The following is a 25119-nucleotide window of genomic DNA, read 5'->3' as shown; positions in this document are numbered from 1 at the left end:
CTTTCATGCGGCGTTTCGCATGACCGGTGGGTGACGACCATCCACGGGCGGCCCGAACGTGGAGGGGTAGACAATGCCGAGACTGATCCTGGGAACACTCGGCGCTATCGTCATCGCCCTCATCTGGGCGGTCTTTGCCAGTTTGATGGGCGCGCCATCGATCGTGATCACGGTCGGCGCGGTCGCCATTGGGGCCGGCGTCTACACCTACGTCGACCGACGCTCGACTTGACGCGTCCCCGGTCTGCCGCGCGCTCGACCAATTGCACGCCGGTGTTTGACGCGCGCGGCAGTCGCGGCGGGCATTCTTCAAAGATGAGCTTGCTGGCCGCATAGAGAGCCAAGACGCAGACAGGGCGCCACACGTCGGACCGGGCTCCGCGAGAACTTGGGAGAGATCGTCAAAGATCTTTCAATCCGGCCAATGTAGATCGAAACGGCGAATCCGTGGATTTCCGGTGGAACATCGTCGCCTCGAAACACTTCGGGCGTTGCACTGCCCCATCAGTGCACGTTCCCTTGTTCTGTTGGAACTGGCCGGCTGCCGAAAGGTGGCCGGCTTTTTTGTATATTAGCGGAACCTGAAATTACGGGGCTTGTTCTGCATGCGGCAGCGAGCCCCTCGCTGCTGGTCGAGGGCCGTAACCCTTGGCCGGGCCCGCATCGCTCCGCCAGTGGTGCGGGCCCACGGCCTCCGGTTTTTCCGGGCGTCTCGACTCGCTGATCCTCACCCTGGTCCGGCTATGCATGTCACTCAAAAAAAGGCTCGGTTGTGAGACAATGACATGCACACGCGGCGCGCTTTAGCACAATCATTCACAAAGCCGTGGGTTCAACTGTTGCTACCCTTCTTGGCTGGATTGTGCGAATGATGACTGTCCTTTTCACCGCCACCCCCTGAAACTCGGCTTTTGGATCGACGGTCTTCATCCGCCGGGGGTTTGTTGACCCGCAGGGGTTTTCTGGCGTTCTCGTGCGATGCGCCTGGCCCGCCCTGCCGGATCGTGTTCGGGTGTTTCTTCGATGTGGACATGATCACCGATCCTGCTGACGGCCCTGATGAGTGGTGTTGACCTTGGTGTTGGCTTGCTGCCCTTGGCGCTCCGGATCCGGCGCTCCGTGAGTGCCGTGCTGGGCATCATCGTGGCTAACCTGTCGCCCTTCTCCTCGACCCTTCTGGCTCTGGTTCTCAGGCGGCACGGGCGGCATTTTGCTCGACATCTGCATCTCCTTGGGTTGGTCTCGTGACTCGAAACCGTGATCGTGGGGGGAAGTTCCGTCTGCTTCGTCAGCACCTGTGATTTCGGTGCCGACGGAATCTGACTCCCAACGCGGATTTCAACGAAGGCCCGCCCGCGTCGCCCCGCCAGTGGTGCGGGCCTGCAATATAAATCCTAAGCCTGGGCTGCTATCGCAGTTTATTGCGAGCTTCCGGCGACTTGCGTAGCGGGCCACAGTGGCTTTCATGAGAGCAGCGTGTTGTATCCGGTCGATTTGGAGCGACCGAAATACAGTGCTTGACCACGTTGCTGACATGATCGGTGACGAGCGCGGTGTCGCGCCTGGATCGCGGCAGCAGCCTCTGGTCCGATCTGCCCGCAGCTGGTGGCAGCAAAAACGACGTCAAAAGACCTAAGTCTCTTTGATCGCCCTCGCTGCTCGCACGAGCGATGACCAGTCAGCTCCCATGGCTGCGACAAGGTCTCGAGCATCTTCGTCTGATATTCCGGTACGGTCTACGAGCTTCCGTGCCAGCAATTCGAATGCCAATTCTATGATCGTCATAGCTCAGCCCCTACGAGAGTGCCCGTGACGATAGCTTGCAAATGGGTCTTCCGCATTTGCACATGTTAAGCGACCATCACGAATGTCTCATGTACCGCAGAATGTCTGCAGGACGCGCTCATCCGGGCGTGGCGGCTCAGCAAAGCGTTCCATTCCCGGCTGCTCATCGAAGGGACGGCTGACGACCGCCAGAATCTCCTCGAACGGTCTGAAGTCGCCGCCCAACGCCGCCTGGATCATCGCCTCGATGCGATGATTGCGGGGGATGAATTTGGGATTGACCGATTGCATGGCAGAACGGCGCGTGGCCGTGTCGCCCTCGCTTGCGATGCGCTGGCGCCACCGCGCCGACCAGGCATCGAATGCACCTGGATCCTTAAACAACTGCCGCGCCGTGCCTTGGCCGTCCGCAGCGTCGAGGTCATCGCCCAGGCGCCGGAAGCCGAGCGTAAAATCCGCTTCGCCGAGAGCCAGCACATCCAGAAAGTCGGCAGCGAGCTGCAAGTCGCCTTCCGCTTCGGTCAGCAGTCCGAGTTTTCTGCGGAAGCCGCGCTGCAACACAGCCTCATAGGAGGCCTGGAACGACCTCAGCACCTCTTCCGCTTCAGACACTGCTTCATTCTCGTCCGTGCTCATGAGCGGCAGCAGGGTCTCGGCAAAGCGCGCAAGGTTCCATGTGGCGACACGAGGCTGGTTGGCATAGGCATAGCGACCGGCGCGGTCTATCGAACTGAACACCGCGCTGGGGTCGTAAGCGTCCATGAAGGCGCATGGGCCATAGTCGATCGTCTCGCCCGAGATCGACATGTTGTCGGTGTTCATGACGCCATGGATGAAGCCGACCAGCATCCAGCGCGCCACCAGGTCCGCCTGTGCGGCGACAACGGCCTCCAGCAAAGCCCGGTACGGCCGTGCTTCCCCCGCCAGCTGTGGGAAGTGACGCTGAATGGCATAGTCGGCCAGTATCTTGAGCGCCTCGGTGTCGTGGCGCGCGGCGAAATATTGGAACGTGCCGATCCTGATATGGCTTGCCGCCACCCGTGTCAGGACGGCGCCGGGCAGCCGGACCTCGCGATAGACCGGGTCGCCGGTGAGCACCGCCGCAAGGCTTCGCGTCGTCGGAATGCCGAGCGCCCCCATCGCTTCGCTGACGACATATTCGCGCAGGACAGGGCCGAGTGCGGCGCGGCCGTCGCCGTTGCGCGAGAACCGCGTTGGTCCCGATCCTTTCAGCTGGATGTCACGGCGAACGCCGTTGACGTCCACCACTTCGCCAAGCAGCAGGGCGCGCCCGTCGCCAAGCTGAGGCACGAAGTTTCCGAACTGGTGGCCCGCATAGGCCAGGGCGATTGCTTGCAACCCTTCCGGAAATCTGTTGCCGGCAAGCATCGCCACTCCATCCGGGCTGGTAAGCTGGTCGGCATCGAGCCCGAGTTCCTCCGCGAGGTGCCGGTTGAACCGGATCAGCCGCGGTTCGGACACCGGCTTCGGATCTGTTTGCGCGAAGAAGCGCTCCGGCAATTGCGCATAGCTGTTGCTCAGGGCGGGAAGCCCCGTCTGAATGACCGGGGGTTGTTCAGCAGTCGCAGGTGACGTCATGACGAGCTGTCTCTGAAGAGGAGGGGTTCAACAGATCCCGTTTCGAGGAGCCTGTGTTCATTTGTTCATATAGGGACGCAACGTCGTTGGTGCCATCCGGATCCATCAGGCCGGCACCGGATACAAGCTGGGAACCACCCGCCTCAACTATCGAGGTTCGGGCTGCCGTGGGACGACGGGCCGTGGCGGAATCCAGAGCTGACCCCCGCATCGCCACTGTCTCCGAACTGAGCACCCGGCAATCTAGTCAGTGCGGGCGTGCAATGCCGGGGCGGCGTCTGCCTTGGTTGGCAGCGGCTCTCTCGGGGCCGCTCCCGGCGATGATTTCGAACCCGGTTCGACTCGCTCCTCGGCGATGAGCCGGGCGCCACGCTCATAGGTTAGGTAGCGCCAGAGCCACTGGATCGAGACCTGAACGCGGTGCTGAAAACCGACGAGCAGGTAGACATGGATGAGCGCCCAGGCAGACCAGGCGAACCAGCCTTTCAGTTTCAGCCTGCCCGATTCGAACACGGCAGCGTGGCGGCCGACAATGGCCGTGTTGCCTCGATTGCTGAAGACAAAAGCGGGCAGCGTATCGCCAGCATCTATCCGGCGTGCCAGTGCCTTGCCGAGGTGCTCGCCCTGCTGCTTGGCGACCTGGGCAAGACCCGGCAATGGCTGGCCGTTCCCATCGAGGACCAGTGCGACGTCGCCAAGCGCGAAGACATCGGGATGGCCGACGACCTGCAGGTCGGATTCGACCTTCACCCGACCGCCGCGGTCGAGCCCGACACCAAGCTGGGCGACCAGCGGAGAAGCCGCCACCCCGGCGGCCCAGAGCGTCAAGGCCACCGGGATCACCTGGCCGCCGACGGTGATCTGATGCGCTTCGATCGCCTCGACCCGGTTGCCGAGCGCGACCTCGACGCCCAGGCTTTCAAGGCGCAGACGTGCATATCTGGAAAGCTCCGGGGCGAATCCGGCGAGCAGACGCTCGCCGGCTTCTACCAGTATGATCCTTGTCTTCTCGGGCCGGATGTTGCGGAAGTCGCGCGCCAGTGTGTGCCGGCTGAGTTCGGCGATCGAGCCCGCCAGTTCGACACCGGTCGGGCCGCCGCCGATAATGGCGATCGTCATCAGCCGGGATTGCTCGACTGGATCGGTGGTCCGTTCCGCGTGCTCGAACGATAGCAGCAGCCGTGACCGGATCGTGCGCGCGTCCTCGATGGTCTTCAAACCGGGACAAACCCGAGCCCAGCTCTCCTGGCCGAAATAGAATGGCTGCGAACCAGTGGCCAAGACCAGGATGTCGTAGGGGACCGTGGTCCCATCGGCCAGCACCAGTATCCTGGCCTCGGTGCCGATCTCGGTGACATCGCCGAAGAGGACCTGAACCGAGGGATAGCGGCCCAGGATCTTGCGGATGGGCTCGGCGATATCAGGCGCCGACAAGGCGGCGGTTGCAACCTGATAGAGCAAGGGCTGGAACAGGTGGTGATTGTGGCGGTCGATGATCGTCACCCCGATTTCCGCCTTGCCAAGCGCCTTGGCAACCTCCAGACCGGCAAAGCCTCCGCCGACCACGACGATGCGCGGTGTCAGGCTCCGGCCGTGGCTGCTCTCGGTGGCGAACTGCATGCTTGATACTCCCCTATCCCTGTCCGGAAGTCATAGCCTGGCAGGAGTGCCTCGCTGCTGGCTGGAGCTACTGCTCATTCCGGCGGCATCGGTCCAGGCGAGGCATCCGGCAATGACAGGCGTCGTGCTGACCACAAGGGCGCCGCGCGCGTGAAGGGATACCAACCCGCGCCATGAGACGCGGTCGACCGCCCAGATGGTGCCGCTGGCGTCGACCCATTTGAGATGGGCGTCGGCGACTTCAACGGCCCGCATCATCGCCGCCGGTTCCATCCCGGCCCGAAAGACGATGATGGAATTGGCGGCACCGTTGAAGAACGGGCCGGCGCCGGCTGCCAATCCCGCGAGCAGGACGATGCTGGTAAGCGCTGCCGAAGCACCGCGTGCCGGTCCGCCGCGGTTGGGCAGCACCAGCACCAACACAAGCGGCACGATGCCGAAGATGACCAGCCACGCAATATCCCAGGCGAGCGGCAAGTCGCTGTTCATCTTGATCCGGTGCAGACCCAGCAGCCAGTGAAACACGACGGCATCGACGACATGCCAGACGCCGAACCCGGCGAAGGCGAGCCGCAGGATCTCCGTGGTGGTCCCGGGCCGCGCGCCGGCCGCCCTCGCGGCCACCAGCAGCACCGTGCCGGCGACGGCGAGCACATACATGAAAAGATGGAAGAGGCCGTCGGCCATGATCTGGAAGCGCAGGTCGGAACCCACCGGATCGGCGACGCCCGAGAGAAGATGATGCCATTGCAGGATCTGATGCAGGACGATGCCGTCGAAGAAACCGCCGAGCGCGAAGCCGAGCAGCAGCCAGCCGGCTCGCGTTCTCGGGTCGAGTGTCGCGGTGATCGCGTCCATGTCAGGACCACCGGCTCCAGGCCGGGGCGTTCAGTTGCCTGGGCACCGACATGTCCGGCGGCATGGGGTCATGGAGACCATGACGCGCCTCGAGCCAGAAGGCGGATATCAGCCCACCAACCACCGTAGTCAGAACCAGTGTCGCAGCAATTATCGCCAGCATGGACGTCGATCCTCAGCCGCGCAGGGTCGGCCGCGCGGAACCTAACAGCGGCTTCCGTGGAATGTTCCTGGCTGTCGGTTCGGTGGAGGGAACAATCAAGTTCCAGCACGGTTCGATGCTGGCGACGGACGGCTCAAGCGGAGAAGGTCATGAACGAATATACGGCGGCAGATCCGGGCGGTCTCGACGGCCATCAGCCGAGCGGCATCACCCGATGGCTGTTTTCGACCAACCACAAGGACATCGGCACACTCTATCTGGTCTTCGCTTTCATCGCGGGGGTGATCGGCATGCTCTTGTCGGTGAGCATGCGAATCGAGCTGCAGCAACCCGGGATCCAGTTTTTCCCCGGACTGGCGTCGATGATCTACGGTTACCAGGGCGACGCGGCGATCGACGCCGGCAAGCAGCTTTACAACGTCTTCACCACGGCCCACGCGCTGATCATGATCTTCTACACTGTGATGCCCGCCCTGATCGGCGGCTTCGCCAACTGGATGGTTCCGATCATGATCGGCGCCCCCGACATGGCCTTCCCGCGCATGAACAACATCTCGTTCTGGCTGCTGCCGCCGGCATTGATGCTGCTTTTATTGTCGATCTTCATGCCCAGCGTCCCCGGCGGCTATGGCCCTGGGACCGGCTGGTTCCTGTACCCGCCGCTGTCGACCTCCGGCCATCCCGGTCCCGCCGTGGATCTGGTCATCCTGTCTCTGCACATTGCGGGCGCCTCTTCGATCCTGGGAGCCATCAATTTCATCACCACCATCTTCAACATGCGCGCGCCGGGGATGACCCTGCACAAGATGCCCCTGTTTGTGTGGTCGATCCTCATCACCGCCTTCCTGCTGCTGCTGGCTCTGCCGGTGCTGGCCGGCGCCATCACCATGCTCCTGACCGACCGCAATTTCGGAACCACGTTCTTCGCGCCGGACGGCGGAGGCGACCCGCTGCTGTACCAGCATCTCTTCTGGTTCTTCGGCCACCCGGAAGTCTACATCATGATCCTGCCGGCGTTCGGCATCGTCAGCCAGGTGATCTCGACCTTCTCGCGAAAGCCGATCTTCGGGTATCTCGGGATGGTCTACGCAATCGTGGCGATCGGGGTGATCGGCTTCGTCGTCTGGGCCCACCATATGTACACCAGCGGGATAGGCCTCGACACGCAGCGCTACTTCACCTTCGCCACGATGGTGATCGCAGTGCCGACCGGGATAAAAGTGTTCTCCTGGATTGCAACCATGTGGGGCGGTTCGGTCAGCCTGCGGACGCCGATGCTCTGGGCCCTCGGCTTCATATTCCTGTTCACCGTAGGCGGGGTGACGGGCGTTCAACTCGCAAATGCCGGCCTCGACCGTGAACTGCACGACACATACTTCGTCGTCGCGCATTTCCACTACATACTTTCACTGGGAGCGATCTTCGGCATCTTCGCGGGCTGGTATTACTGGTTTCCGAAAATGACGGGATATCTCTACAACCCGCTTCTGGCTGGGGTCCATTTCTGGACGACCTTCGTCGGCGTGAACCTCGTCTTCTTCCCCCATCACTTCCTTGGATTGGCTGGCATGCCGCGTCGTTATGTCGACTATCCCGACGCATTCGCCGGCTGGAACATGGTGTCCTCGTATGGATCGTACCTGTCGGCCGCGAGTGTCGTGATTTTCCTCTTCGGCATCTTGGAAGCTTTCTACCGGCAAAGAGCCGCCGGCATGAACCCATGGGGGCCAGGAGCTACCACATTGGAGTGGGAGCTGACCTCTCCACCCCCTTTCCATCAATGGGACAGGCTGCCGCAAATCAGATGAGGCCGGGTTGTCGAACTCCTTTGCGCAAGCCAGCCCGGTTCGCCGCTGAGGCGAACTTCAGCCTGCTGGTGGCAGACGTTGGCTGCAGCTGAGAACCGGATCGCTATCTGAAGCTGATTAACAGCACAGCGAACAAGCTTGCGAGCGCGACTGCCCAGCAGAATAACCAATTGGCGATCAGAAGAAGCGATTTGAGCACGGTGGCATGGCAGTAATCTTCGATGATCGATTGCATTCCAAGCCGCATGTGAACGCAGCTTACGAGAATGAAGCCAATAAGGGCTGGCGCGACATAGATCGATCCTACGACGCTGAGGACGGCGTCTCGAGGCTCACCGACCAGCATTATAACGACCGCGACGATGTAAATGACAAGGATCAACAGGGCAGCAGATGTCAGCCGCTCCAGCATGAACGTTTCGGTTCCGTGTTTCGCCGATCCAAGCCCCCGCACTCGAGCTAGCGGAGTTCTGATTGAGGGTCTGTCAGCCATGGCGTTTCCCCAAAACTACTTGGTTGCCTTGCGCGCAACTCAAGCTGTTGCTGTTTCGATGCCCGGGCCGTCGGTGCCGACGGATAGTGGGCAAGCACGGTCTCCAGTCGAACAAGGCGGGCTTTGTGGGCGTTCAGTTCGTATCCTGAACGCCATCCAATTTGCCTGGGTCTGCCATCTCTGCATAGCTCGCTTTCAAGCAGCGAGATACGAAGGCGGACCGCGTCGATCTCCTTGACGAGCGCGGCCTTCACCGATTTTCGACTCTGCATGGCTGTAGTTCCGGTGCAAGGATGGTTCCAAACCTGACGCGTCTGGAAATGTTCCCGGGTGCCGAAGGCGTGCTGAAGATTAATGCCTCAGTGCTGGACCCGCACAATGGGTCGCCATGAGCTAAAGCCGGGCACTAGCTCAACGGGCGCGATGTGCCCGGCGAATGCTTGTGAAAACGAGCGAATGCCTGGCCCGCCTCGTCCCGAGAGATAAGTAGCCCTCAGAACAGCGACCGCACGTGGCCGAGATGACCAGAGGGTGTTCTTGGGCCAACATATGTTAACGGCCACTTTTGTTTCTCTCTCCTGCAAAAATATTTGGGCTGAAAGAGCCGGGAACTAACCGATCCTCCGGATGTTGCGGAGTTAGTCAGGAGAAACGGACTATGTCGGACAAAGAAATTCATCGGGGCGCCTCGCGTTTTCGCCCTATCCGCGTCGTGGACGCCCGCGTGTTTCGCGGGCCGCACCTCTATAGTATGACGCCAATGGTCCAGATTCGGATCGACCTCGGAGCCCTTGAGGCGTTCCCGACAGACAAACTGCCCGGGTTTTCCGAACAAATCGTCCGACTGTTGCCCGGCCTTGCGGGCCATGGCTGCAGCTATGGCGCCGCCGGCGGCTTCGTCCGCCGCATGCAGGAAGGAACCTGGCTCGGCCACGTCGTCGAGCATGTCGCCCTGGAACTGCAGAGCATGCTCGGTCACCGGGTGACACGAGGAAAGACACGGTCGGTCAAAGGCAGTCCCGGCACTTATAACGTCATGTTCGCCTACAAGGATGAGCTTGTCGGGCTGCTCGCCGGACGCGTCGCGCTCGAACTGGTGGACAGCCTGCTGCCGGCCAATCTGCATGGTGTCGAGGGGCTCGGCGACATTGCGGAAACGCAGGGGCCATTCGAGTTCGCAGCCAGGCTGCAGCAGCTCAAGCGTCTGGCCGCCGAGCGTGCCTTGGGGCCTACGACTGCTTCCTTGGTGCGCGAGGCCGAGAGGCGGGGCATACCCGCCGCGCGGATCGACGACAGCAGCCTCGTGCTGTTTGGTCACGGAAAGCATCAGAAGCGGATCCGCGCCAGTTGCAGCGACCTCACTTCCGAGATTGCGACCGAGATCGCCTCGGACAAGGACCTGACCAAATTCCTGCTGCAACAGGCCGGCCTGCCGGTGCCACGCGGGGAGCTGGTGCGATCGGCGCAGGACGCAGTCGCGGCGGCAGCACGGCTGGGCTACCCCGTGGTCACCAAACCACTCGATGGCAATCATGGAAGCGGCGTCAACATCGGTCTGGCAACAGAAGACGAGGTCCGCTGGGGCTTCGAACAGGCGCGAGAACACAGCCGTAGCGTTATAGTCGAGCAGCATTTCGTCGGCTCGGACCACAGGATCCTGGTGATCGGCGGAAAGGTGGTGGCGCTCGCCGAGAGGGTTCCGGCCCATGTGGTCGGCGATGGCCGGAGTTCTGTCGCCGAGCTCGTCGAGGAGACGAACCGCGACCCACGAAGGGGAGAGGGCCATTCCTCGGTATTGACCCGCATCGAGATCGACGAATGTGTCGAGCATTTCCTGTCAAAATCGCAGCTCACCCTGGCGAGCGTTCCAGCGCCGGGTCAAATGGTGCTCTTGCGGCCCACCGCCAATCTCTCCACCGGTGGGACCGCGATCGACCGAACGGAAGAAATCCATCCCGAAAACGCGCTGATCGCCAGGCGGGCGGCACAGATCGTCGGCCTCGACATTGCCGGGATCGACTTCGTCTGTCCCGACATCTCACGGCCGGTGAGCGAAACCGGCGGCGGCATCATAGAGGTGAATGCCGGTCCTGGCTTTCGCATGCATCTCGAACCCTCGTCGGGGCGCGCCCGCAACGTCGCACGGCCCGTGCTCGATCTTCTCTTCAAAGGCGGCAAGGACGGCCGGATTCCGATCTTCGCGATCACCGGGACCAACGGCAAGTCGACCACTGCCAGAATGCTGGCGCACATCCTGCAGGCGAATGGCGCAACCGTCGGGCTCACCTCGACCACCGGCGTGTACCTGAACGGCGAACGAATCATCACAGGCGATTGCTCAGGCCCGCAGAGCGCCAGGATCGTGCTGCGCGAGCCGGGTGTCGATGTCGCGGTGCTGGAATGTGCACGCGGCGGCATCCTGCGCGAAGGGCTTGCCTTCGATGCATGCGATGTTGGCGCGGTGCTGAACGTCCACGGCGATCATCTCGGGCTGAGGGGCATCGACACAATCGAGGACCTGGCGGAGGTGAAATCGGTCGTGGTCGAGTCCGTCCGCCGCGGCGGATGGAGCATTCTCAATGCCGACGACGTCCATACGTCCGCAATGTCGCGCGATGCCGGCGGCAGGATCTGCTACTTCTCGCTGGCGAGCAGGAGCGAGTGGCCCGGTTTCTTGCGCAGCCACCTGGCGGAAGGCGGCCGCGCCGTGACGCGGGAGCCCAGCAGCGACGGCTGGGACATTTTCATCCACGAGGATGGGGAATCGATGTTCTTGATGAGCGTCGACGAAATTCCCGCGACCTTCGAGGGTTCGGCCGAATTCAACGTTGCCAACAGCCTGGCAGCCGTCGCCATGGCGCATTGCCACGACGTTCCGGCGGCAACGATCCGGGCGGCGCTGGCCGAGTTTGGCACCTCGTTCGAGCAATCTCCCGGTCGCCTCAACGTCTTCGACGGACATGGTTTCCGCACCATCGTCGACTATGCGCACAATCCGGAGGGGCTGAAGGCGCTCGGAAAGCTCGTTTCCCACATGAGGCGCGGCTATCAGCGCACGATCGGCCTGGTCGCCATACCGGGCGACCGCCGCGATTGCGACATACGCGAGATGGGCGCGATCGCTTCGCGGATATTCGACGTCATCGTCTTCAAGGAGGATGAGCAGGAGCTGCGCGGCCGAGCCCCCGGAGCGATCGCCGGCTTGCTGCGGGAAGGTGCCTTGAACGCCGGCTGCGCCCCAGGCCGCATTCACGCCGTCTGTCCCGAGAAGGAGGCCGTCGACGTGTGTCTCAGGCTTGCACGGGAAAACGACCTTGTCGTGCTGACCGTCGACGACGTTGAAGCCGTGTGGCGGCAGGTAACCGGCTTCGGAGGCGCGACGCCTTCGAGGGGAGGGCCCGATCAGACCCATATTCGCCATCTGAGGGCTGGCTGATGTGGTCGCTGATCCTGCACGGCGGCGCCAAGGAGATCGATCCGCAAGAGGAGGAGGCGCATCGCAACGGATGCATCGAGGCACTCGAGGCAGGTCGGGCCGTCCTGGCCGGCGGCGGAACGGCGGTCGATGCCGTGGAAGCGGCCGGTCGCATCCTCGAGGCGGACCCGACGTTCAATGCGGGATATGGAAGTGCCCTCAATTCGGACGGCGAGGTCGAGATGTGCGCTGGCCTGATGGAGGGCAGGGACTTCAATGTGGGTGCCGTCGCAGTGATCAAGGGCGTGCGCCATCCAATCAGTGTCGCGAAGGCAATGCTGCATGAGGAGCCGATCCTGCTGGCGTCGGAGGGGGCCCGGCGTTTCGCCGCCGACAAGCAGCTGGAGCTTTGCGATCCGGCGGATTTGATCACGCCGCAGCAGCGCGACGCCTCCAGCAAGTCGGAGGCGAAGGATACGATCGGTGTGGTTGCCCTGGATCAGTACGGGGACATCGCCGTGGGCACTTCGACCGGCGGACTGGACGGCAGTGCTCCGGGTCGTGTGGGGGATTCTCCGCAACCCGGTTGCGGCTACTATGCCGACAACCGGTTGGGAGCCGTCGCCTTCTCGGGAGACGGTGAGCATATTGCGCGAAAGGCTCTCGCGGCCCGTGTCATGCAGTCACTCTCGGCGCGGCAGGCATTGTCCTCGGGACAGGCTGAAGGCGGCCTGGAGCAGGTGCTGAATCCCGCGCTCAAGGAAGTCGAGGCGATCGGCGGCGAAGCCGGAGCCATCGTGCTTACCGCGACCGGCGTGTCTGGATGGGCGCATAACAGCAGGGAGTTCGCAGTCGCTTTCATGACCAGCGAGGACAACCACCCGCACGTTTTCCTGCGCAAGAAAGACGTGGGCAAATGACCGACAAGAAGAAAAAACGATCCTCGAACGGTAAAGCTGGAACGCTCGTCATCATCGGCGGCCACGAGGACCATGATGGCGATCGTGTCATCTTGAAGGAGGTAGCGAGCCTGGTTCCGAACGGCCGCCTGGTGCTTGCCACCATCGCGTCTCATGAGCCGGATGGCTATCTCGAGAAGTATCAGAGGTCCTTCGGTGAGCTGGGCATCAAGGATGTCATCGAACTCTACGTCAACGACCGCCTCGAGGCAGCTCATGAAAAGAAAATAAGTGCGCTCGCAAACGTGAGCGCGGTGTTCTTCTCCGGCGGCGACCAACTCCGGATCACCAGCCAGATCGGCGACACGCCCATCGACGAGCGGGTGCACGAAATCTATGAAGCCGGCGGCGTCATTGCCGGCACCTCCGCGGGCGCGTCGGTCATGAGCGACACGATGATGGTGAAGGGGCCGAACGCAGCCTCCTTTCGGATCGGCCACATTCGGATGGCGCCGGGACTGGGCCTGCTGCCGAATGTAATTATCGACCAGCACTTTGCGGAACGGGGCCGCATTGGGCGGCTCATCGGGGCGGTGTCGCAGAACCCGCGCGTCCTCGGCATCGGCATCGATGAAGACACCGCGATCGTGGTGAAGGGCGAGATGTTCAAGGTCATCGGCAGCGGCGCTGTCTATCTGGTCGATGCAGCCGGCGTGACGCATTCCAACATCGCGGAAGGTGAGCCTGATGCCGCCCTTTCCATCCATGATCTTAGGGTTCACGTGCTGAGCTCAGGCGACGGGTTCGATCTCGCGCTGCGACGGCCGGTAGGGCTTCCGTAAGACTTCGCCACACTCAAGCTGATGGTGCGGCGCGGTCCGCGTACCGCGAAAACCGCATATATGAAGCAGTTCTCCTATTTGAAGTCGCCCAACCAGAATTGTCGCATTGTTGCGGGTCCGGCAGGATTACAGACGGCCTCTCGTCGGCTCCAATCCCGCTAAGCTGAAGACCTTCGCTCGCCCGGCGTTCTGTCGGGCTAACCCCGCCGGCGACTGGCCTGAATGGCAGCAAAGGTTACCGGACGAAACCCCCATGCGTCGACGCCGACATCATGCTGGCGCGTCATCGGCTTCAGACGACCGTGCGAATGACCGTGCAGGTTTACCGACCTCTTGCCGATCTGGTTCCAGGTGCGAAAAGGATAGTGGCACAGAACCAGCAAGCTGCCCTCGACAAGAAGCTCCATGTAGTGGTGCACGCTCGCCCAGGCCGGGTCGCCAATGGTGGCGGCGCCATCATTGTTGCCAATTATCAGGTGCTTGGACCCGTTAAGAGACGACAGCAGTGAAGACACGGTCTCGGCTGGACCCTTGGCGAAATCGCCGAGGTGCCAGACCTCGTCGTTCGGGCCAACCGTTTCGTTCCAAAACGCAACCAGCGCCTGGTCATGATCGACCAACGAGGCGAAGGGACGCCGGTCGAGGCGCAGAATGCGCGGATCGTTGAAATGCGTATCGGAAGTGAAGAAGATCATGCGCCGCGGCCGGCTGCGACGCGCGACCGGCGATCGCGTCTAACTGCCGGAGCGCTCTTCGGCTTCATCATCGATCCCGATCGGGGCTTCCCTAAGCATCTTGAGTGCCTCTTCCTTCGTAAGGCCGCACTTGCGCGCGAAGTAGAGCGCCTCGATCGCCTTTTCGCGATCCGCCGTGGATTTTGCGTGCTGTTTGGGCTTTTTGCCCATCGTTCTCTGCCACCTTCCGAGGCCACCAAACCATCACAGTGCCGCGTTGTTCCCGTGCATCGGCTGACCTGCCGGACTGCGCGAATGCCGATGTCGCCGGCATCCCGCGAGCCCCGGACAGCGCGTATATCAGCCGGCTCGCGACAACGGCGGAGCGACTCCAACCCCGACAGCGTGAATTCAAACGAAAGCCCGCGCCGTGGGAGGGGCCGGCGCGGGCGATCGGGCTACCGATCTTGCAGCGCGGGGGTCGACCGCTGCATGGCTCGAACTGTGCAAGCGAGCATTTGTTCCGGGCCGCATGCAAAGCATCGGCGTTTCATTGCAATTCTGGGGGACACAACCAGCATTTCGCTTCAGTCCGCCGCCGATGTGGGAGGATGAATACCGCCTTGCGCTAATTCGTCCGCCCTGGACACGAAACCAACCGCGCATTGAGCGCGTAGCTTCGGCGATTTAAAAACACCTGCACTGGAATATTTCCGGGCGCATGGAACATCTCCGGCCGCTGATGTTTAGGCCGGAATGACGATGATCTCTGTTCTTACAATGATTTACTCTCTCGCCATCTTTATCGGCGCGAAGCGGCGCAACCTCTTGGTGAATGCGAAACTCGATAGAGTTTTGCGCAATATGGCTGGCGCAGAACTGAATCAACGTGGCCAGTAAACCGCAACACCGCCGGTTCCAGTTCACAGCCAGTGTCCTCGCGGCCGCTACCTCGGTTCGGGTGGCAAGCGGCTCGGCAGGACTGCAAGGGCCGCCCCCTCTGGGCTGGCTGGTGCGTGGTCGATCCGATTTCGTCGATGAGGGCGGAGCACGATGCTCCCGCAGTGCGCCGTGCTGGCTCGAATTGCGGGGCCGCGTCCACGATCCGCTCACGGGGCACGCACCTTTAGGTCCGGCCCACGCGAGTGGCTTCGGAGGACCTATCCATGAACGATGATGATCCTATAAATTCGCTCGCCAATGCAATTCGTCATCGCAGCGCAATTTTGTTTGTGGGGGCGGGGGTATCGATCAGCGTCGGACTTCCGTCTTGGGAGAAGCTCATCGAGCGAATGGCAAAGGAGCTCGGCGTCGACGATGAATTTTCCACGCGACGCGATCGTTTTCAGACCTTGGCCGAATACTATCGGATCAAGCATGGCAGCATCGGACCACTTCGCAGTTGGATGGACAGAAACTGGTCTGTCGCCAAGGAACGGATCGAGAAATCGGAATTGCACCGTCTCATCGTGACGCTCGATTTTCCCGTCATCTATACGACGAACTATGACCGGAACCTGGAACTCGCTTTTGAAATCCACGGTCGAGAGTACGTGAAAGTGGCCAACGCACGGCACGTTGCGCAGGCCCGTCGAGGCATAACGCACATCGTGAAATTTCACGGCGACTTTGACGAGGACTCTTCCCTTGTCCTCACCGAAACCGACTATCTTGACCGCCTGTCCTTCAATTCTCCCCTTGATGTCCGCTTTCGCTCCGACGCTCTCGGCAGCACGATCCTGTTCATTGGCTATAGCCTCTCCGATCCAAACATCCGGCTGCTGTTGCACCGGCTTTGGCAAACCTGGCACCGGTCTGGATATGAGAAAGATCGTCCCCCTTCGTTCATCTTCATGCCCAGCCGCAACCCTGTGGAGGAGGCCGTGCTTGGGCGCTGGGGTATTTCGGTGCTCGTTGGCGCAGGTGATGATCCTGAAGCCGGTCTGACGGATTTCCTCAGGCGTTTGGTGGAAGCGGTCGCGGTGACCTGAGGCGCGCTCCCCAGTGGACCGTGGTTGGGTTTTCGCAGGTGCGCGGTGACCGACGAACCGGGCGGTGGCCGACAGGCGCCAGATCGGCGACTGTTGGAGCCACGACTTCCACAATCAATCCCGCAGCGATCATCTTGGCGTGAAGTCGATCTCCGGCGTCAATTGCCGGCAATATGCACAAACCAAGTCAATCGTCGTTTGCACATCATCCAAGCAAACAACTTCGGACGGGGTATGCATGTAACGCAAAGGCACGGAGAGCACCCCACTCGCGACGCCGCCGCGGTTCTGCTGCATGACACGCGCGTCGGTAGGGCTTGAGCTGCCCACCGCCTGAAACTGATAAGGCAGGCCCTCTTTCTCGGCCACCGACTTCAGCAGATTGAACACCACCGGGTTGGTGTTCGCGCCTTGAGTGATTGCCGGCCCTTTCCCAAGGTCCAGTTTGCCCTGATCCTCGGCGCGAGCGCGCGGATAGTCCATCGCCACGCCCATATCGATTGCGAGGCCGGTTCGAGGCGCGATATTGAACGCCGAGGTCATCGCGCCTCGGGAACCGATTTCCTCTTGAACCGTACCCAGGATATAGAGCCCCACGCCGGGGTGAACGCCTCCCTCCTCAGAGAGGCAGCGCAGCACCTCGGCGCCGATGAGGAGGCCGACCTTGTTGTCGAACGCTCGTCCGACAGCAAGGTTGCCCTGGAGCGCTGCAAACTCGCCATGGATAGTCACCGCGCTGCCGACCTCTACGACCTTCAACGCTTCCTCTCGCGAACTCGCGCCGATATCGATCCACAGTTCCATCAGCGAGGGTGTTTGAGACGTGTCAGAGGCTTTGAAGGTCTGGATTGCTTTGCGACCCACGACCCCCAGGATCGGCTCTTTGCCGTGCACCCAGACACGCTGGCCGATTTCAGTGGCAACGTCCGTTCCACCTATGGTGCTGAAGAACAGAAAACCGTCATCGTCGATGTAGTGGACGATGAAGCCGACCTCATCCATGTGCCCGGCATACATGAAGCGCATAGACGCCTCAGGATTGATGATCGCTGTGACATTGCCCATGACGTCCGTCGTCAACCTGTGGGCATACGGACGAACATACTCGCGGAAAAGCTCCGCTACAGGTTGCTCAAAGCCGCTCGGCGACGGGGTCGCCACAATTTTCTTCAAGAACTTGAGTGATTCATCGCGCATGAAGCTGACTTTCACAGTTCATGGGTGGAGGGCCATTCGAGCATGGTCATACTCGTCGGGCTTCGCGCCAATTTTGGCCTTCTTCGGTGCGATCGCCCGCGAATTGGTCAGCCCAAGGCAGGTTGTGGAGCCAGGCTTCGCGCCGGGGGGTCCAAAGCTCGTATGCCGGGAGAAGGTCGTTTGGCGCATCATCGAGAGTGCCGATCATGATCTCGGCTTCGTCGTCGCGGAGGTTCACCACGCGCGACCCGCATGCCGGACAAAAACCTCTGCCGTTGAATGCAACAAGCTCGCCCTTGCACTGGTAAGCCGACCGCGGCCACACGGCAAAGGCACTGTAGGTGCTGCCGCTGGTTCTCTTGCAATCCTGGCAATGACACAAGCCAACGCGCAACGGCGCGCCGGTGACAACATACCTCACAGACCCGCAAAGACAGCCGCCGGTCCGCTCTATCTTTTCAACCTTGCCGTTCATGGTCGCCGGAGCCATGAGTGAGGGAAGCGTGTTGGACTCGGCTCTGCCGTTTGCATCCGAGGCGTCAAGTTAATCGGCAATGTCTTCAACAAGGCCCAACTCCAAAGCTCTGGCTGCCATCAGGTAGCAGTTGGTCAAGGCATGGTCGCGCAGCTCTTCCAGCGATGTTCGAGAACCTTGGACGAGATCGGCGAACCCTTCATTCTCGAGTCGCTCTGCCGTTTCCAACAGCGCAAGTTGTTCGCGAACGATCTGAAGACAGCTTCGAATTGGTCCATTCAGAACCAAGTCTTTCTCAAGCCTTCTTTCATGAATCAGCAGGACTGCTTGCGGGCAAAGGAACCTGCAGGCTTTCGGGAAAGCGGCAAGGACCGTTACCCCGGCAGAGTAAACCGTATTCTTGCCAATGATGTAGCCGTTGCGGCCCGAGTGTTTCAGAAAAAGTTTGAACTCTAGAGCTAGACGTCGCGCGCCGTCGGCGTCGCCTCCGGGCGTGTCGATTTCAACGTAGAGATCGTCTTCCCCGGAACGCACGGCTTTCAAATCGTCCAAGGCTTTGGTGACAACAGTGTCATCAATCAAGCCGTGTATACGCAAGTTTGGATCGAACAAAAGCCGGTGAAGGTCTGGAGCGGGCGGCGGGGAGACGGTGTGTTCGGCAGACTGGGGCAACAGGTCCATATAGGCATCCTCATTATGGGGGCCGAACTTAGTTGGTACCCTTTTGTTCCCTTGAGGGAGTTCGAGCGGTGGTGATCACAGCCGCGTCTCTCGGCGGCTGTGGAGCTCCCTCTTTCATTGCAGATCCTTTTCGCACCAGGCCCGGTAGAGGCACCTCAGCCGCTAGGTTGGCTCCATGGGCATATCGGGCATTTGCCGGAGCTGACGAAGTCGCTTTGCTGATTTCTGCCACGTCCGGGACCAGTCCTGTGGACGGTTCAACTCGACGGCCTCAATGATTCCCGGCTGCTGCCTTCCGGACCCTCGCGGTCGGGCTATTTTTCCTGGCCGTGCCATTTTTCCGGGGGGCTGAAACAAACAGCTTTGTTGGCAGTTCTAGCGTCCGGAGCACCGGCTCCGCGCGGCGCGGCCGAGCGGCCGGGGCTGTCCGGCAGGAGGTCCAGCAATGTCTCACGATATGCAAAGACGATTTGCAACGCGCTTGATCGCGATTGCGCTGATGCTCTCGGCCAGTGGCGTGGCGCCTGTCCTGGCCCAGGATACCCCGACCGACTTCACAGCGATCATCCAGCAGAAATTGCCGGCCGTGGTCGCGATCACGACCCGGGAGGTTGTCCAGGACCAGACGACGGCGGGCGACTTTACAAGTCCGTTCGATGGCCAGGGCCTCGGACCCGTTCAGCCGCAGGTGAGGGAGGCGCTTGGCTCCGGATTTGTGATCAGTGCCGACGGCTACATCGTCACCAACAACCATGTCGTTGCCGATGCGACAGAGATCCATGTCGTATTTTCCGACAAGGAAACGGCGCCGGCGCAATTGGTCGGCCGTGACCCCGCCACCGATATAGCGGTGCTGAAGGTCGACCCGCGGCCCAACATGACCACGACCAAATGGGGCGACTCGGATGCAATGCAGCCGGGCGCATGGACAATCGCGATCGGGAGTCCCTTCGGGCTCGGAGGGACAGTCACTGTCGGCGTCCTTTCGGCCCGCTCGCGAGACATTCAAGCCGGGCCGTACGACGATTTTCTCCAGACGGACGCGTCGATCAATCGAGGCAACTCGGGCGGTCCGCTGTTCAACGCACGTGGCGAGGTGATCGGCGTCAACACCGCCATTGTCTCGCCGTCGGGCGGCAGCATCGGAATCGGGTTTGCGGTGCCATCGCGCACCGCCCAGAGCATCGCCGACCAGCTGATCCGAACCGGCCGGATCGAGCGCGGCTTCATCGGGGTCCGCCTGCAGGACATCACGCCGTCGCTGGCTGAGGCCCTCGGGCTTAAGGATGACAAGGGCGCGCTGGTTGCTTCGGTTGAGCCCGGCAGCCCGGCGGAGAAAGCCGGCTTGAAGCCGGGTGACGTGATCACCCGGTTCAACGGCAAGGGCATTGAGGGTGTCCATGACCTCACGCTTGCGACGGCTAGCCAGAAGCCTGGCAGCAAGGCCACTCTGACACGGAGTAACGGCGGCAAGGACCAGGAGATCGCGCTTGTCATCGGTGAGCGCAAGGATGCGGAGGTGAAGACCGGCGCTGTTCCCGACAAGAAGTCGGCGGCCGAAGGCCTCGGCCTGTCCCTCAGCCCGATTCCGGATCAGGCGCGTCAGCAGCTAGGCATCAAATCAGGAACGACCGGCGTCTTCGTCGTGGAAGTGGTTCCCGATGGCCTTGCCGCCCGGAGCGGATTGCAGCCGGGCGATGTCATCATATCGGCCAACGATCGCCGCGTGACGGAGCCTTCGGATATCGTCGAGGAGTGGGCGAACTCTCGCCGGCAGGGCAAGCCCATCCTGTTTCGGCTGGAAAGGCAGGGGCAGTCCGTGTTCGTGGCGGTCGCCGGGAAATGACCGTCTCCAGGACGGCCATGTGACTGCACCAGGATCCGCTTGCGAATCCGCTCCAAAGGCGCCGGAGCCCAGGTGCAACGGGGAAGCATCGCCGCAGAAAGTTTGCGGGATGCGCTCATTGGCCGGGCGCGCAACGCGCACTTATTCTGCAGCGTCAGAGCTCTTTTGAGCTCGTCGTGCTCGAGTGTGCTCGCCATCCTCAGGCAGTTTCGCGCCTTGCCGTAAGCCGTGCCTGGAGAAGGACGACGACGAGCAAAAACAGCCCGCGGATCACCGACTGCCAGTACGCTGACAGCGAAATCCAACCCATGCCGTTTTCGAAGTTCAGGACGTTGAAAAGGATCCCGAGCAACAGCACGCCGGCCAGCGTGGTCAACACCGAGCCCGAGCCGCCGGTCAGCAGCGTCCCGCCCACGACCACGGCTGCGATGGCAAACAGCTCCCAGCCGACGCCCTCGATCGGCTGGCCTGCGCCGAACTGAGAAGCGAGGACGACGCCGGCGAGCCCGGCCAGGCACCCGCTTGCGACATAGACGAGAAATTTGACGCGGTCAGTGCGCAGCCCCATCAGCCGCGAGGCATCCTCGCCACCGCCGATGGCCAGCACCGTCCGTCCCGTGCTGGTGTAGTTCAGGACCACTGAGCCGACGGCATAGGCAACCAGGGCGATGACTGCCGGAATCGGGAAAATCCAGAAATTCCCTTGGCCGATGGCGGTGAAACCCGAATCGTAAGACACCGAAACGGTCTGGTTGCCGGCCAGAAGCAGCGCCGAGCCGCTTGCGGCCAGCATGGTGGCAAGCGTGGCGATGAAAGGCATCAGGTTGCCGCGCGTAACCAGGAGCGCGTTGATCAGCCCGGCTGCCAGGCCGGCGCCAACGCCCGCTGCAAGGCCTGCCACGATGCCGTGCGGGCTCGCCAGGGCCGACGCGACGCTGCCCAAGGCGGCGACGGAGCCGACGGACAGATCTATGCCGCCGGTCATGATCACGAAGCACATGCCGAGCGCGACGAGCGCGAACATCGAGTTGTAGCGCAGAACACTCATCACGTTGAAGAGACCCAGGAAGCGATCGTAGCGCAGGAATCCGAACAGGACGAGGGCTGCAAGCGCGATGACGACACCGTAAGTGCCGATGATGCGAACCAGTCTGGCGCTGTTCATGGATTACACCCGGTGTTGCTGCTGCAGCCAGACGGCGAATGCGATGATGCCGGCCTTGACGACGAGCGCAGCGGCGTCGGGCACGCCATTGGCAAGCAGCGTGTAGCGCACCAACTGGATGGTCAGTGCGCCCAGCAGGGTGCCGATGATTGTGGCCTTTCCGCCACTCAACAGCGTGCCGCCCACCGCGACCGCCGCGATGGCGTCGAGCTCCATGCCCAGCCCCACGAGATTGGCGTCGCTGGAGGAGTTGATCGCAATGACGACGAGACCGGCCAGCCCCGCGCACAGGCCGCTGATCGCATAGACAGCGAGCTTGATCCTCGATACGGCGATGCCGGCGAGTTCAGAGGCCTTTTCATTGCCGCCGACCGCCAGGATGCTTCGCCCGAACACCGTGCGGTGAAGGGCCCAAGCGGCCGCCGCAACCAGCACGGCCATGATGATGACCTGCGCGGGAATGCCGAGCGGGCGGGCAAGTCCGATCCACTGGAACTGCGGCACGCGGAAGGTCTGCAGATTGCCGTTGGTCATGACCTGCGCGATCCCGCGCCCGGCGATGAACAGCACGAGCGTTGCGACGATCGGTTGGATGCGGAAACGCGAGACCAACCAGCCGTTGAACAGCCCGAACAGGCCGGCGACGAGGATCGAGGCAATCATCGCGACGGCTACCGCCAGATAGATGTTTCCGACCGGGAAGATCGTGCCCATGAAGATCATCGGCGCCAATGCGCCGGAGATCGCCATCAGCGAACCAACCGACAGGTCGATGCCGCCGGTGGCGATCACCAGGGTCATCCCCACCGCGACGATCACAATCGTGCAGACCTGGGTCAGGTTGACGTTGAGTGTCTGCAGAGTCGCGAAATTGCGCGTATAGGCAAGGTTGAAGACCACCAGCAGCACAAGCGCGATCACCGTGCCGTAGCGCGCCAGGAAACCGAACACATCAAAGCGGCGGTTTCCAGCGTCGTTGGCTGCGGATGGTGTGGCCAGATCGCTCACGCTGCCTCCTTCGCCGCGCCGCCATGCGCCATCGCCGCGAGCACGTCCTCCTCGTTGGCTGCCTGGCCTTCCAGTTCGGCCACCCTCACTCCTTCGCGCAGCACGAATATGCGGTCGGCTCCTTCCATCACTTCCTCGAGTTCCGAGGAGATCATCAGCACGCCGAGCCCGTCATCGGCAAGCTTGCGGATGAGGCGCTGGATCTCGGCCTTGGCCCCGACATCGATGCCGCGCGTCGGCTCATCGAGAATGAGCAGCTTCGGGTTCATCGCCAGCCAGCGGGCAAGCAGCACCTTTTGCTGGTTTCCGCCCGACAGCTCGCGGACCTTCTGGTTGGGCCCCGAGCATTTGATGTCGAGTTCACGAATGAAGCGCTCGACGATCTCCTTCTGCCGGGCCTCGTTCAGGATGCCATTGCGGCTGATTTTCGGCAGCAGTGCCAGTGTTATGTTCTCCGCGACGGTCATTTCCGGCACGATGCCCTCGGCCTTGCGGTCCTCGGTGCAGAAGCCCATCCCCGCGGCGATGGCATCGGCGGCACGTGCGGGATGGTAGGACGCGCCCTCCATCGTCATCTCGCCTGCGCTCCGGCGGTCGGCGCCGAATACGAGGCGGGCTGTTTCGGTGCGGCCGGCGCCGAGCAAGCCGGCAAAGCCGGCGATCTCGCCGCGGCGCAGGTCGAAGCTCACGTCACGGACCAACTGGCCGGCCGCCAGCCCTTGCGCGGTAAACAGCACATCACCGATCCTCGACCGATCGCGCTCGCCGAACGCGGTCGCGTGGCCTTCGACGGCTGCGACGTCGCGGCCGAGCATGGCCGCGACCAGCTCCAGCTTGCCGATGTCGCTCATCGCCGCGCTTCGCACCGTGCGGCCGTCACGCATGATCGTGACCCGGTCGCAGACCTCGTACAACTCGTCGAGCTTGTGGCTGACGAACAGAACGGAGACGCCGTCGGCCTTGAGCTGACGGATAACGCTGAACAAGACCGAGACTTCACGCTCGTCCAGCGAGGAGGTCGGCTCATCCATGATCACGAGGCGGGCGGAAAAGCCGATGGCGCGGGCGATCGCCACCATCTGCTGCGTGGCGGTGTTGAAATCGCTGAGCGGGCGGCGCACGTCGATGCCGATCGAGAAGCGGCTGAGCAGGCGCTCGGCTTCCGCATGCATCGCGCTCCAGTCGAGCAGGCCGCGGCGGCGCTTCTCGCGTCCAAGGCAGATGTTCTCGGTGACCGAGCGCAGCGGTACCAGATTGATCTCCTGGTAGATGGTGCTGATGCCGCTGACCTGGGCCTGATGCGGAGACCCAACCTCGAACGGCTTCCGTTCGAACAGCACCTGGCCCGCATCCCGGCGGTAATAGCCGGTGAGCACCTTGATAAGTGTCGATTTGCCCGCACCGTTCTGGCCGATGAGTGCGTGGATCTCGCCCGGAAGAACCTGGAGCGAGGCATCGGCCAGGGCAGGGATGCCGGCAAAACGCTTCTGGATGTCACGCATGTCCAGGAGCAGCGCGGCTTGGTCCGGCTGAGCGGTCATCGTCAAACTCCCAAACCCTACCCGCCGGAGCGGGTAGGGCAGCTGGAAAGAGAGTGGATATCAGAACGCAATATCGAAGTCTTTCTTCGCGTTCGTGGCGTCGAAGAAGGCATCCTCGTTCTTGATGAACGGCGGGATCTTCTTGCCGGCCGCATAGTCGGCCATCGTAGCGAAGGCCTTCGGCCCGAACAGCGGGCTGCAAGCGCAGATAGCGCCGATCTTGCCGTCAATGATCGCCTGGACGCCTTCCTTCTCGCCGTCGATCGACAAGATCAGCACATCCTTGCCCGGGGTCTTGCCGGCTGCTTCCAAAGCGGCGATGGCGCCCAGCGCCATCTCATCATTGTGCGCGTAGATGATATCCGCATCAGGGTGCGCCTGAAGCAGCGTCTCGGCGACCTGCCGGCCCTTGTCACGAGCGAAGTCGCCGGACTGCGATGCCAGGATGGTGAACTGCGAGTGCTTGGCGATGAAATCGTCGAAGCCTTTCTTGCGGTCGGTAGCGGCCGAGGCTCCGGTCGTGCCTTCCAGCTCGATGATTTTCGACTTGCCATTGGCGTTCTTGACCAGCCATTCGCCGACGCGGGTCGCCTCCTCGATGAAATCCGAACCGATGAAGCAGACATAATCCTCGCCCGGCTTGGCCATGGTGTGATCAACGTCGCGGTCGACCAGAAACACCGGTATGCCGGCATCGCGCGCGGCAAGAATGACCGGCACCAGGGGCTTGTCTTCGCGGGGCGGCAGGAAGATTGCGTCGACGCCCTGCGCGATCATCGAGTTCACGTCGGAGGCCTGCTTGGCCGACGAACCGGCGGCATCCGTGTAGACCAGCTGATGGCCGAGCTTGGCGGCTTCGTCCTGCATGCTCTTGGTCTCGGCAAGGCGCCACGGATTGTTGCTTTCCGTCTGGGCGAAACCGACCTTGTACTTGTCCTTCTTGGCGAGTGGCGGGAGCGCCGCGAAGGCGCGTGAGCCGAGTGTCAGCGCGACCGCGCCGGCGGCGGAGCCAACCAGTAGTTTTCGACGGGTAATGATCATGCTCTTTCCTCCTTTATT

The 25119-nt window shown here is 62.0% G+C and carries 22 protein-coding genes; 7 read left to right on the top strand and 15 right to left on the bottom strand.

Annotation, left to right across the window (positions count from 1 at the left end):
• Positions 1-73: 73 nt before the first annotated feature.
• Positions 74-232: a hypothetical protein gene (locus NKH54_RS11925; RefSeq protein ID WP_023672685.1), complete on the top strand. Its 159-nt coding sequence runs from the start codon at positions 74-76 to the stop codon at positions 230-232.
• 600 nt (positions 233-832) lie between these two features.
• Here NKH54_RS11925 and NKH54_RS11920 read toward each other — a convergent pair.
• The 5 genes from NKH54_RS11920 to NKH54_RS11900 all read right to left on the bottom strand — a co-directional run bounded on the left by NKH54_RS11920 (position 833) and on the right by NKH54_RS11900 (position 5862).
• Positions 833-1033 carry a hypothetical protein gene (locus NKH54_RS11920; protein WP_081727376.1) on the bottom strand — a complete coding sequence of 67 codons (201 nt, stop codon included), beginning with the start codon at positions 1031-1033 and terminating at the stop codon, positions 833-835.
• 2 nt (positions 1034-1035) lie between these two features.
• Complete coding sequence (locus NKH54_RS11915) at positions 1036-1221, bottom strand: hypothetical protein (RefSeq protein ID WP_023688550.1); 186 nt, start codon at positions 1219-1221, stop codon at positions 1036-1038.
• 651 nt (positions 1222-1872) lie between these two features.
• A complete protein-coding gene (locus NKH54_RS11910) occupies positions 1873-3384 on the bottom strand; it encodes a protein adenylyltransferase SelO (protein WP_023693464.1) in 1512 nt (503 codons plus the stop codon).
• Between the two features lie 243 nt (positions 3385-3627).
• A complete protein-coding gene (locus tag NKH54_RS11905; protein ID WP_023693465.1) occupies positions 3628-5004 on the bottom strand; it encodes an NAD(P)/FAD-dependent oxidoreductase in 1377 nt (458 codons plus the stop codon).
• 30 nt (positions 5005-5034) lie between these two features.
• Positions 5035-5862: a DUF2243 domain-containing protein gene (locus tag NKH54_RS11900; protein WP_023696175.1), complete on the bottom strand. Its 828-nt coding sequence runs from the start codon at positions 5860-5862 to the stop codon at positions 5035-5037.
• Between the two features lie 312 nt (positions 5863-6174).
• On the opposite strand from NKH54_RS11900, the gene ctaD reads away from it, so the two are divergent.
• Positions 6175-7833 carry a cytochrome c oxidase subunit I gene (gene ctaD / locus NKH54_RS11895; protein ID WP_023682453.1) on the top strand — a complete coding sequence of 553 codons (1659 nt, stop codon included), beginning with the start codon at positions 6175-6177 and terminating at the stop codon, positions 7831-7833.
• Positions 7834-7936: 103 nt separating this feature from the next.
• Here the strand turns inward: ctaD and sdhD are convergent, their stop codons facing one another.
• Entirely contained in the window at positions 7937-8326 is a 390-nt protein-coding gene (gene sdhD / locus NKH54_RS11890) for a succinate dehydrogenase, hydrophobic membrane anchor protein (protein WP_027050929.1), read from the bottom strand.
• A gap of 658 nt (positions 8327-8984) precedes the next feature.
• Between sdhD and cphA the strand changes: the two genes are divergently transcribed.
• From cphA to NKH54_RS11875, 3 genes are read left to right on the top strand one after another with little or no spacing between them, the layout of a single operon-like run.
• Positions 8985-11762, top strand: a complete 2778-nt coding sequence (gene cphA, locus NKH54_RS11885; RefSeq protein WP_050586853.1) for a cyanophycin synthetase — start codon at positions 8985-8987, stop codon at positions 11760-11762.
• Positions 11762-12661, top strand: a complete 900-nt coding sequence (locus tag NKH54_RS11880; protein WP_023682456.1) for an isoaspartyl peptidase/L-asparaginase family protein — start codon at positions 11762-11764, stop codon at positions 12659-12661. The genes cphA and NKH54_RS11880 overlap by 1 nt, the downstream gene beginning before the upstream one ends.
• Complete coding sequence (locus tag NKH54_RS11875) at positions 12658-13482, top strand: cyanophycinase (RefSeq protein ID WP_023682457.1); 825 nt, start codon at positions 12658-12660, stop codon at positions 13480-13482. Before NKH54_RS11880 ends, NKH54_RS11875 begins: the two co-directional genes overlap by 4 nt.
• Before the next feature lie 197 nt (positions 13483-13679).
• Here NKH54_RS11875 and NKH54_RS11870 read toward each other — a convergent pair whose 3' ends face one another.
• Both NKH54_RS11870 and NKH54_RS11865 read right to left on the bottom strand, forming a co-directional pair.
• On the bottom strand, positions 13680-14177 hold the full coding sequence (locus tag NKH54_RS11870) for a hydrolase (RefSeq protein ID WP_023682458.1): 498 nt from the start codon (positions 14175-14177) through the stop codon (positions 13680-13682).
• Positions 14178-14216: 39 nt separating this feature from the next.
• Complete coding sequence (locus NKH54_RS11865; protein WP_023672674.1) at positions 14217-14387, bottom strand: hypothetical protein; 171 nt, start codon at positions 14385-14387, stop codon at positions 14217-14219.
• Between the two features lie 935 nt (positions 14388-15322).
• Here NKH54_RS11865 and NKH54_RS11860 point away from each other — a divergent pair.
• Positions 15323-16147: an SIR2 family NAD-dependent protein deacylase gene (locus NKH54_RS11860; protein ID WP_023682459.1), complete on the top strand. Its 825-nt coding sequence runs from the start codon at positions 15323-15325 to the stop codon at positions 16145-16147.
• A gap of 129 nt (positions 16148-16276) precedes the next feature.
• On the opposite strand, the gene NKH54_RS11855 is transcribed toward NKH54_RS11860, so the two are convergent.
• The 3 genes from NKH54_RS11855 to NKH54_RS11845 form a co-directional block, all read right to left on the bottom strand.
• Positions 16277-17344, bottom strand: a complete 1068-nt coding sequence (locus NKH54_RS11855) for a M42 family metallopeptidase (RefSeq protein WP_023682460.1) — start codon at positions 17342-17344, stop codon at positions 16277-16279.
• A gap of 46 nt (positions 17345-17390) precedes the next feature.
• Entirely contained in the window at positions 17391-17819 is a 429-nt protein-coding gene (locus tag NKH54_RS11850) for a GFA family protein (RefSeq protein WP_050485925.1), read from the bottom strand.
• Between the two features lie 69 nt (positions 17820-17888).
• Positions 17889-18500, bottom strand: a complete 612-nt coding sequence (locus NKH54_RS11845; protein ID WP_023682462.1) for an ATP-dependent Clp protease proteolytic subunit — start codon at positions 18498-18500, stop codon at positions 17889-17891.
• Positions 18501-18945: 445 nt separating this feature from the next.
• On the opposite strand from NKH54_RS11845, the gene NKH54_RS11840 reads away from it, so the two are divergent.
• Positions 18946-20346 (top strand): Do family serine endopeptidase, encoded by a 1401-nt coding sequence (locus NKH54_RS11840; protein ID WP_353028273.1) that lies wholly within the window; start codon positions 18946-18948, stop codon positions 20344-20346.
• 199 nt (positions 20347-20545) lie between these two features.
• On the opposite strand, the gene NKH54_RS11835 is transcribed toward NKH54_RS11840, so the two are convergent.
• Genes NKH54_RS11835 through NKH54_RS11820 form a run of 4 tightly spaced genes read right to left on the bottom strand, consistent with a single transcriptional unit; the run spans position 20546 to position 25101 of the window.
• Entirely contained in the window at positions 20546-21511 is a 966-nt protein-coding gene (locus tag NKH54_RS11835; protein ID WP_023672667.1) for an ABC transporter permease, read from the bottom strand.
• Positions 21512-21514: 3 nt separating this feature from the next.
• Complete coding sequence (locus NKH54_RS11830) at positions 21515-22519, bottom strand: ABC transporter permease (RefSeq protein WP_023682465.1); 1005 nt, start codon at positions 22517-22519, stop codon at positions 21515-21517.
• The gene (locus NKH54_RS11825; protein WP_023682466.1) at positions 22516-24060 is read right to left on the bottom strand and encodes a sugar ABC transporter ATP-binding protein; all 1545 of its coding nucleotides are present in this window, start codon (positions 24058-24060) and stop codon (positions 22516-22518) included. Before NKH54_RS11825 ends, NKH54_RS11830 begins: the two co-directional genes overlap by 4 nt.
• Positions 24061-24120: 60 nt before the next feature.
• Positions 24121-25101 (bottom strand): ABC transporter substrate-binding protein, encoded by a 981-nt coding sequence (locus NKH54_RS11820; protein ID WP_023672664.1) that lies wholly within the window; start codon positions 25099-25101, stop codon positions 24121-24123.
• Positions 25102-25119 lie beyond the last annotated feature (18 nt).

Origin of the sequence: Mesorhizobium sp. M1004 (genome assembly GCF_040318795.1) — a bacterium.
Lineage (GTDB): Bacteria > Pseudomonadota > Alphaproteobacteria > Rhizobiales > Rhizobiaceae > Mesorhizobium.
The sequence above is the reverse complement of the archived record's forward strand: the minus strand, read 5'-3'. Positions and strand labels throughout refer to the sequence as shown.

What these genes read in the sequence shown, in the direction of transcription:
- NKH54_RS11915 (WP_023688550.1), bottom strand. Translation starts at nt 1,221, where the DNA reads ATGTCGAGCAAAATGCCGCCCGTGCCGCCTGAGAACCAGAGCCAGAAG.
- NKH54_RS11900 (WP_023696175.1), bottom strand. Translation starts at nt 5,862, where the DNA reads ATGGACGCGATCACCGCGACACTCGACCCGAGAACGCGAGCCGGCTGG.
- NKH54_RS11870 (WP_023682458.1), bottom strand. Translation starts at nt 14,177, where the DNA reads ATGATCTTCTTCACTTCCGATACGCATTTCAACGATCCGCGCATTCTG.
- NKH54_RS11850 (WP_050485925.1), bottom strand. Translation starts at nt 17,819, where the DNA reads ATGAACGGCAAGGTTGAAAAGATAGAGCGGACCGGCGGCTGTCTTTGC.
- NKH54_RS11825 (WP_023682466.1), bottom strand. Translation starts at nt 24,060, where the DNA reads ATGACCGCTCAGCCGGACCAAGCCGCGCTGCTCCTGGACATGCGTGAC.
- NKH54_RS11855 (WP_023682460.1), bottom strand. Translation starts at nt 17,344, where the DNA reads ATGCGCGATGAATCACTCAAGTTCTTGAAGAAAATTGTGGCGACCCCG.
- NKH54_RS11920 (WP_081727376.1), bottom strand. Translation starts at nt 1,033, where the DNA reads ATGTCCACATCGAAGAAACACCCGAACACGATCCGGCAGGGCGGGCCA.
- NKH54_RS11840 (WP_353028273.1), top strand. Translation starts at nt 18,946, where the DNA reads ATGTCTCACGATATGCAAAGACGATTTGCAACGCGCTTGATCGCGATT.
- NKH54_RS11880 (WP_023682456.1), top strand. Translation starts at nt 11,762, where the DNA reads ATGTGGTCGCTGATCCTGCACGGCGGCGCCAAGGAGATCGATCCGCAA.
- NKH54_RS11875 (WP_023682457.1), top strand. Translation starts at nt 12,658, where the DNA reads ATGACCGACAAGAAGAAAAAACGATCCTCGAACGGTAAAGCTGGAACG.
- NKH54_RS11860 (WP_023682459.1), top strand. Translation starts at nt 15,323, where the DNA reads ATGAACGATGATGATCCTATAAATTCGCTCGCCAATGCAATTCGTCAT.
- NKH54_RS11910 (WP_023693464.1), bottom strand. Translation starts at nt 3,384, where the DNA reads ATGACGTCACCTGCGACTGCTGAACAACCCCCGGTCATTCAGACGGGG.
- cphA (WP_050586853.1), top strand. Translation starts at nt 8,985, where the DNA reads ATGTCGGACAAAGAAATTCATCGGGGCGCCTCGCGTTTTCGCCCTATC.
- ctaD (WP_023682453.1), top strand. Translation starts at nt 6,175, where the DNA reads ATGAACGAATATACGGCGGCAGATCCGGGCGGTCTCGACGGCCATCAG.
- NKH54_RS11925 (WP_023672685.1), top strand. Translation starts at nt 74, where the DNA reads ATGCCGAGACTGATCCTGGGAACACTCGGCGCTATCGTCATCGCCCTC.
- sdhD (WP_027050929.1), bottom strand. Translation starts at nt 8,326, where the DNA reads ATGGCTGACAGACCCTCAATCAGAACTCCGCTAGCTCGAGTGCGGGGG.
- NKH54_RS11865 (WP_023672674.1), bottom strand. Translation starts at nt 14,387, where the DNA reads ATGGGCAAAAAGCCCAAACAGCACGCAAAATCCACGGCGGATCGCGAA.
- NKH54_RS11845 (WP_023682462.1), bottom strand. Translation starts at nt 18,500, where the DNA reads ATGGACCTGTTGCCCCAGTCTGCCGAACACACCGTCTCCCCGCCGCCC.
- NKH54_RS11905 (WP_023693465.1), bottom strand. Translation starts at nt 5,004, where the DNA reads ATGCAGTTCGCCACCGAGAGCAGCCACGGCCGGAGCCTGACACCGCGC.
- NKH54_RS11820 (WP_023672664.1), bottom strand. Translation starts at nt 25,101, where the DNA reads ATGATCATTACCCGTCGAAAACTACTGGTTGGCTCCGCCGCCGGCGCG.
- NKH54_RS11835 (WP_023672667.1), bottom strand. Translation starts at nt 21,511, where the DNA reads ATGAACAGCGCCAGACTGGTTCGCATCATCGGCACTTACGGTGTCGTC.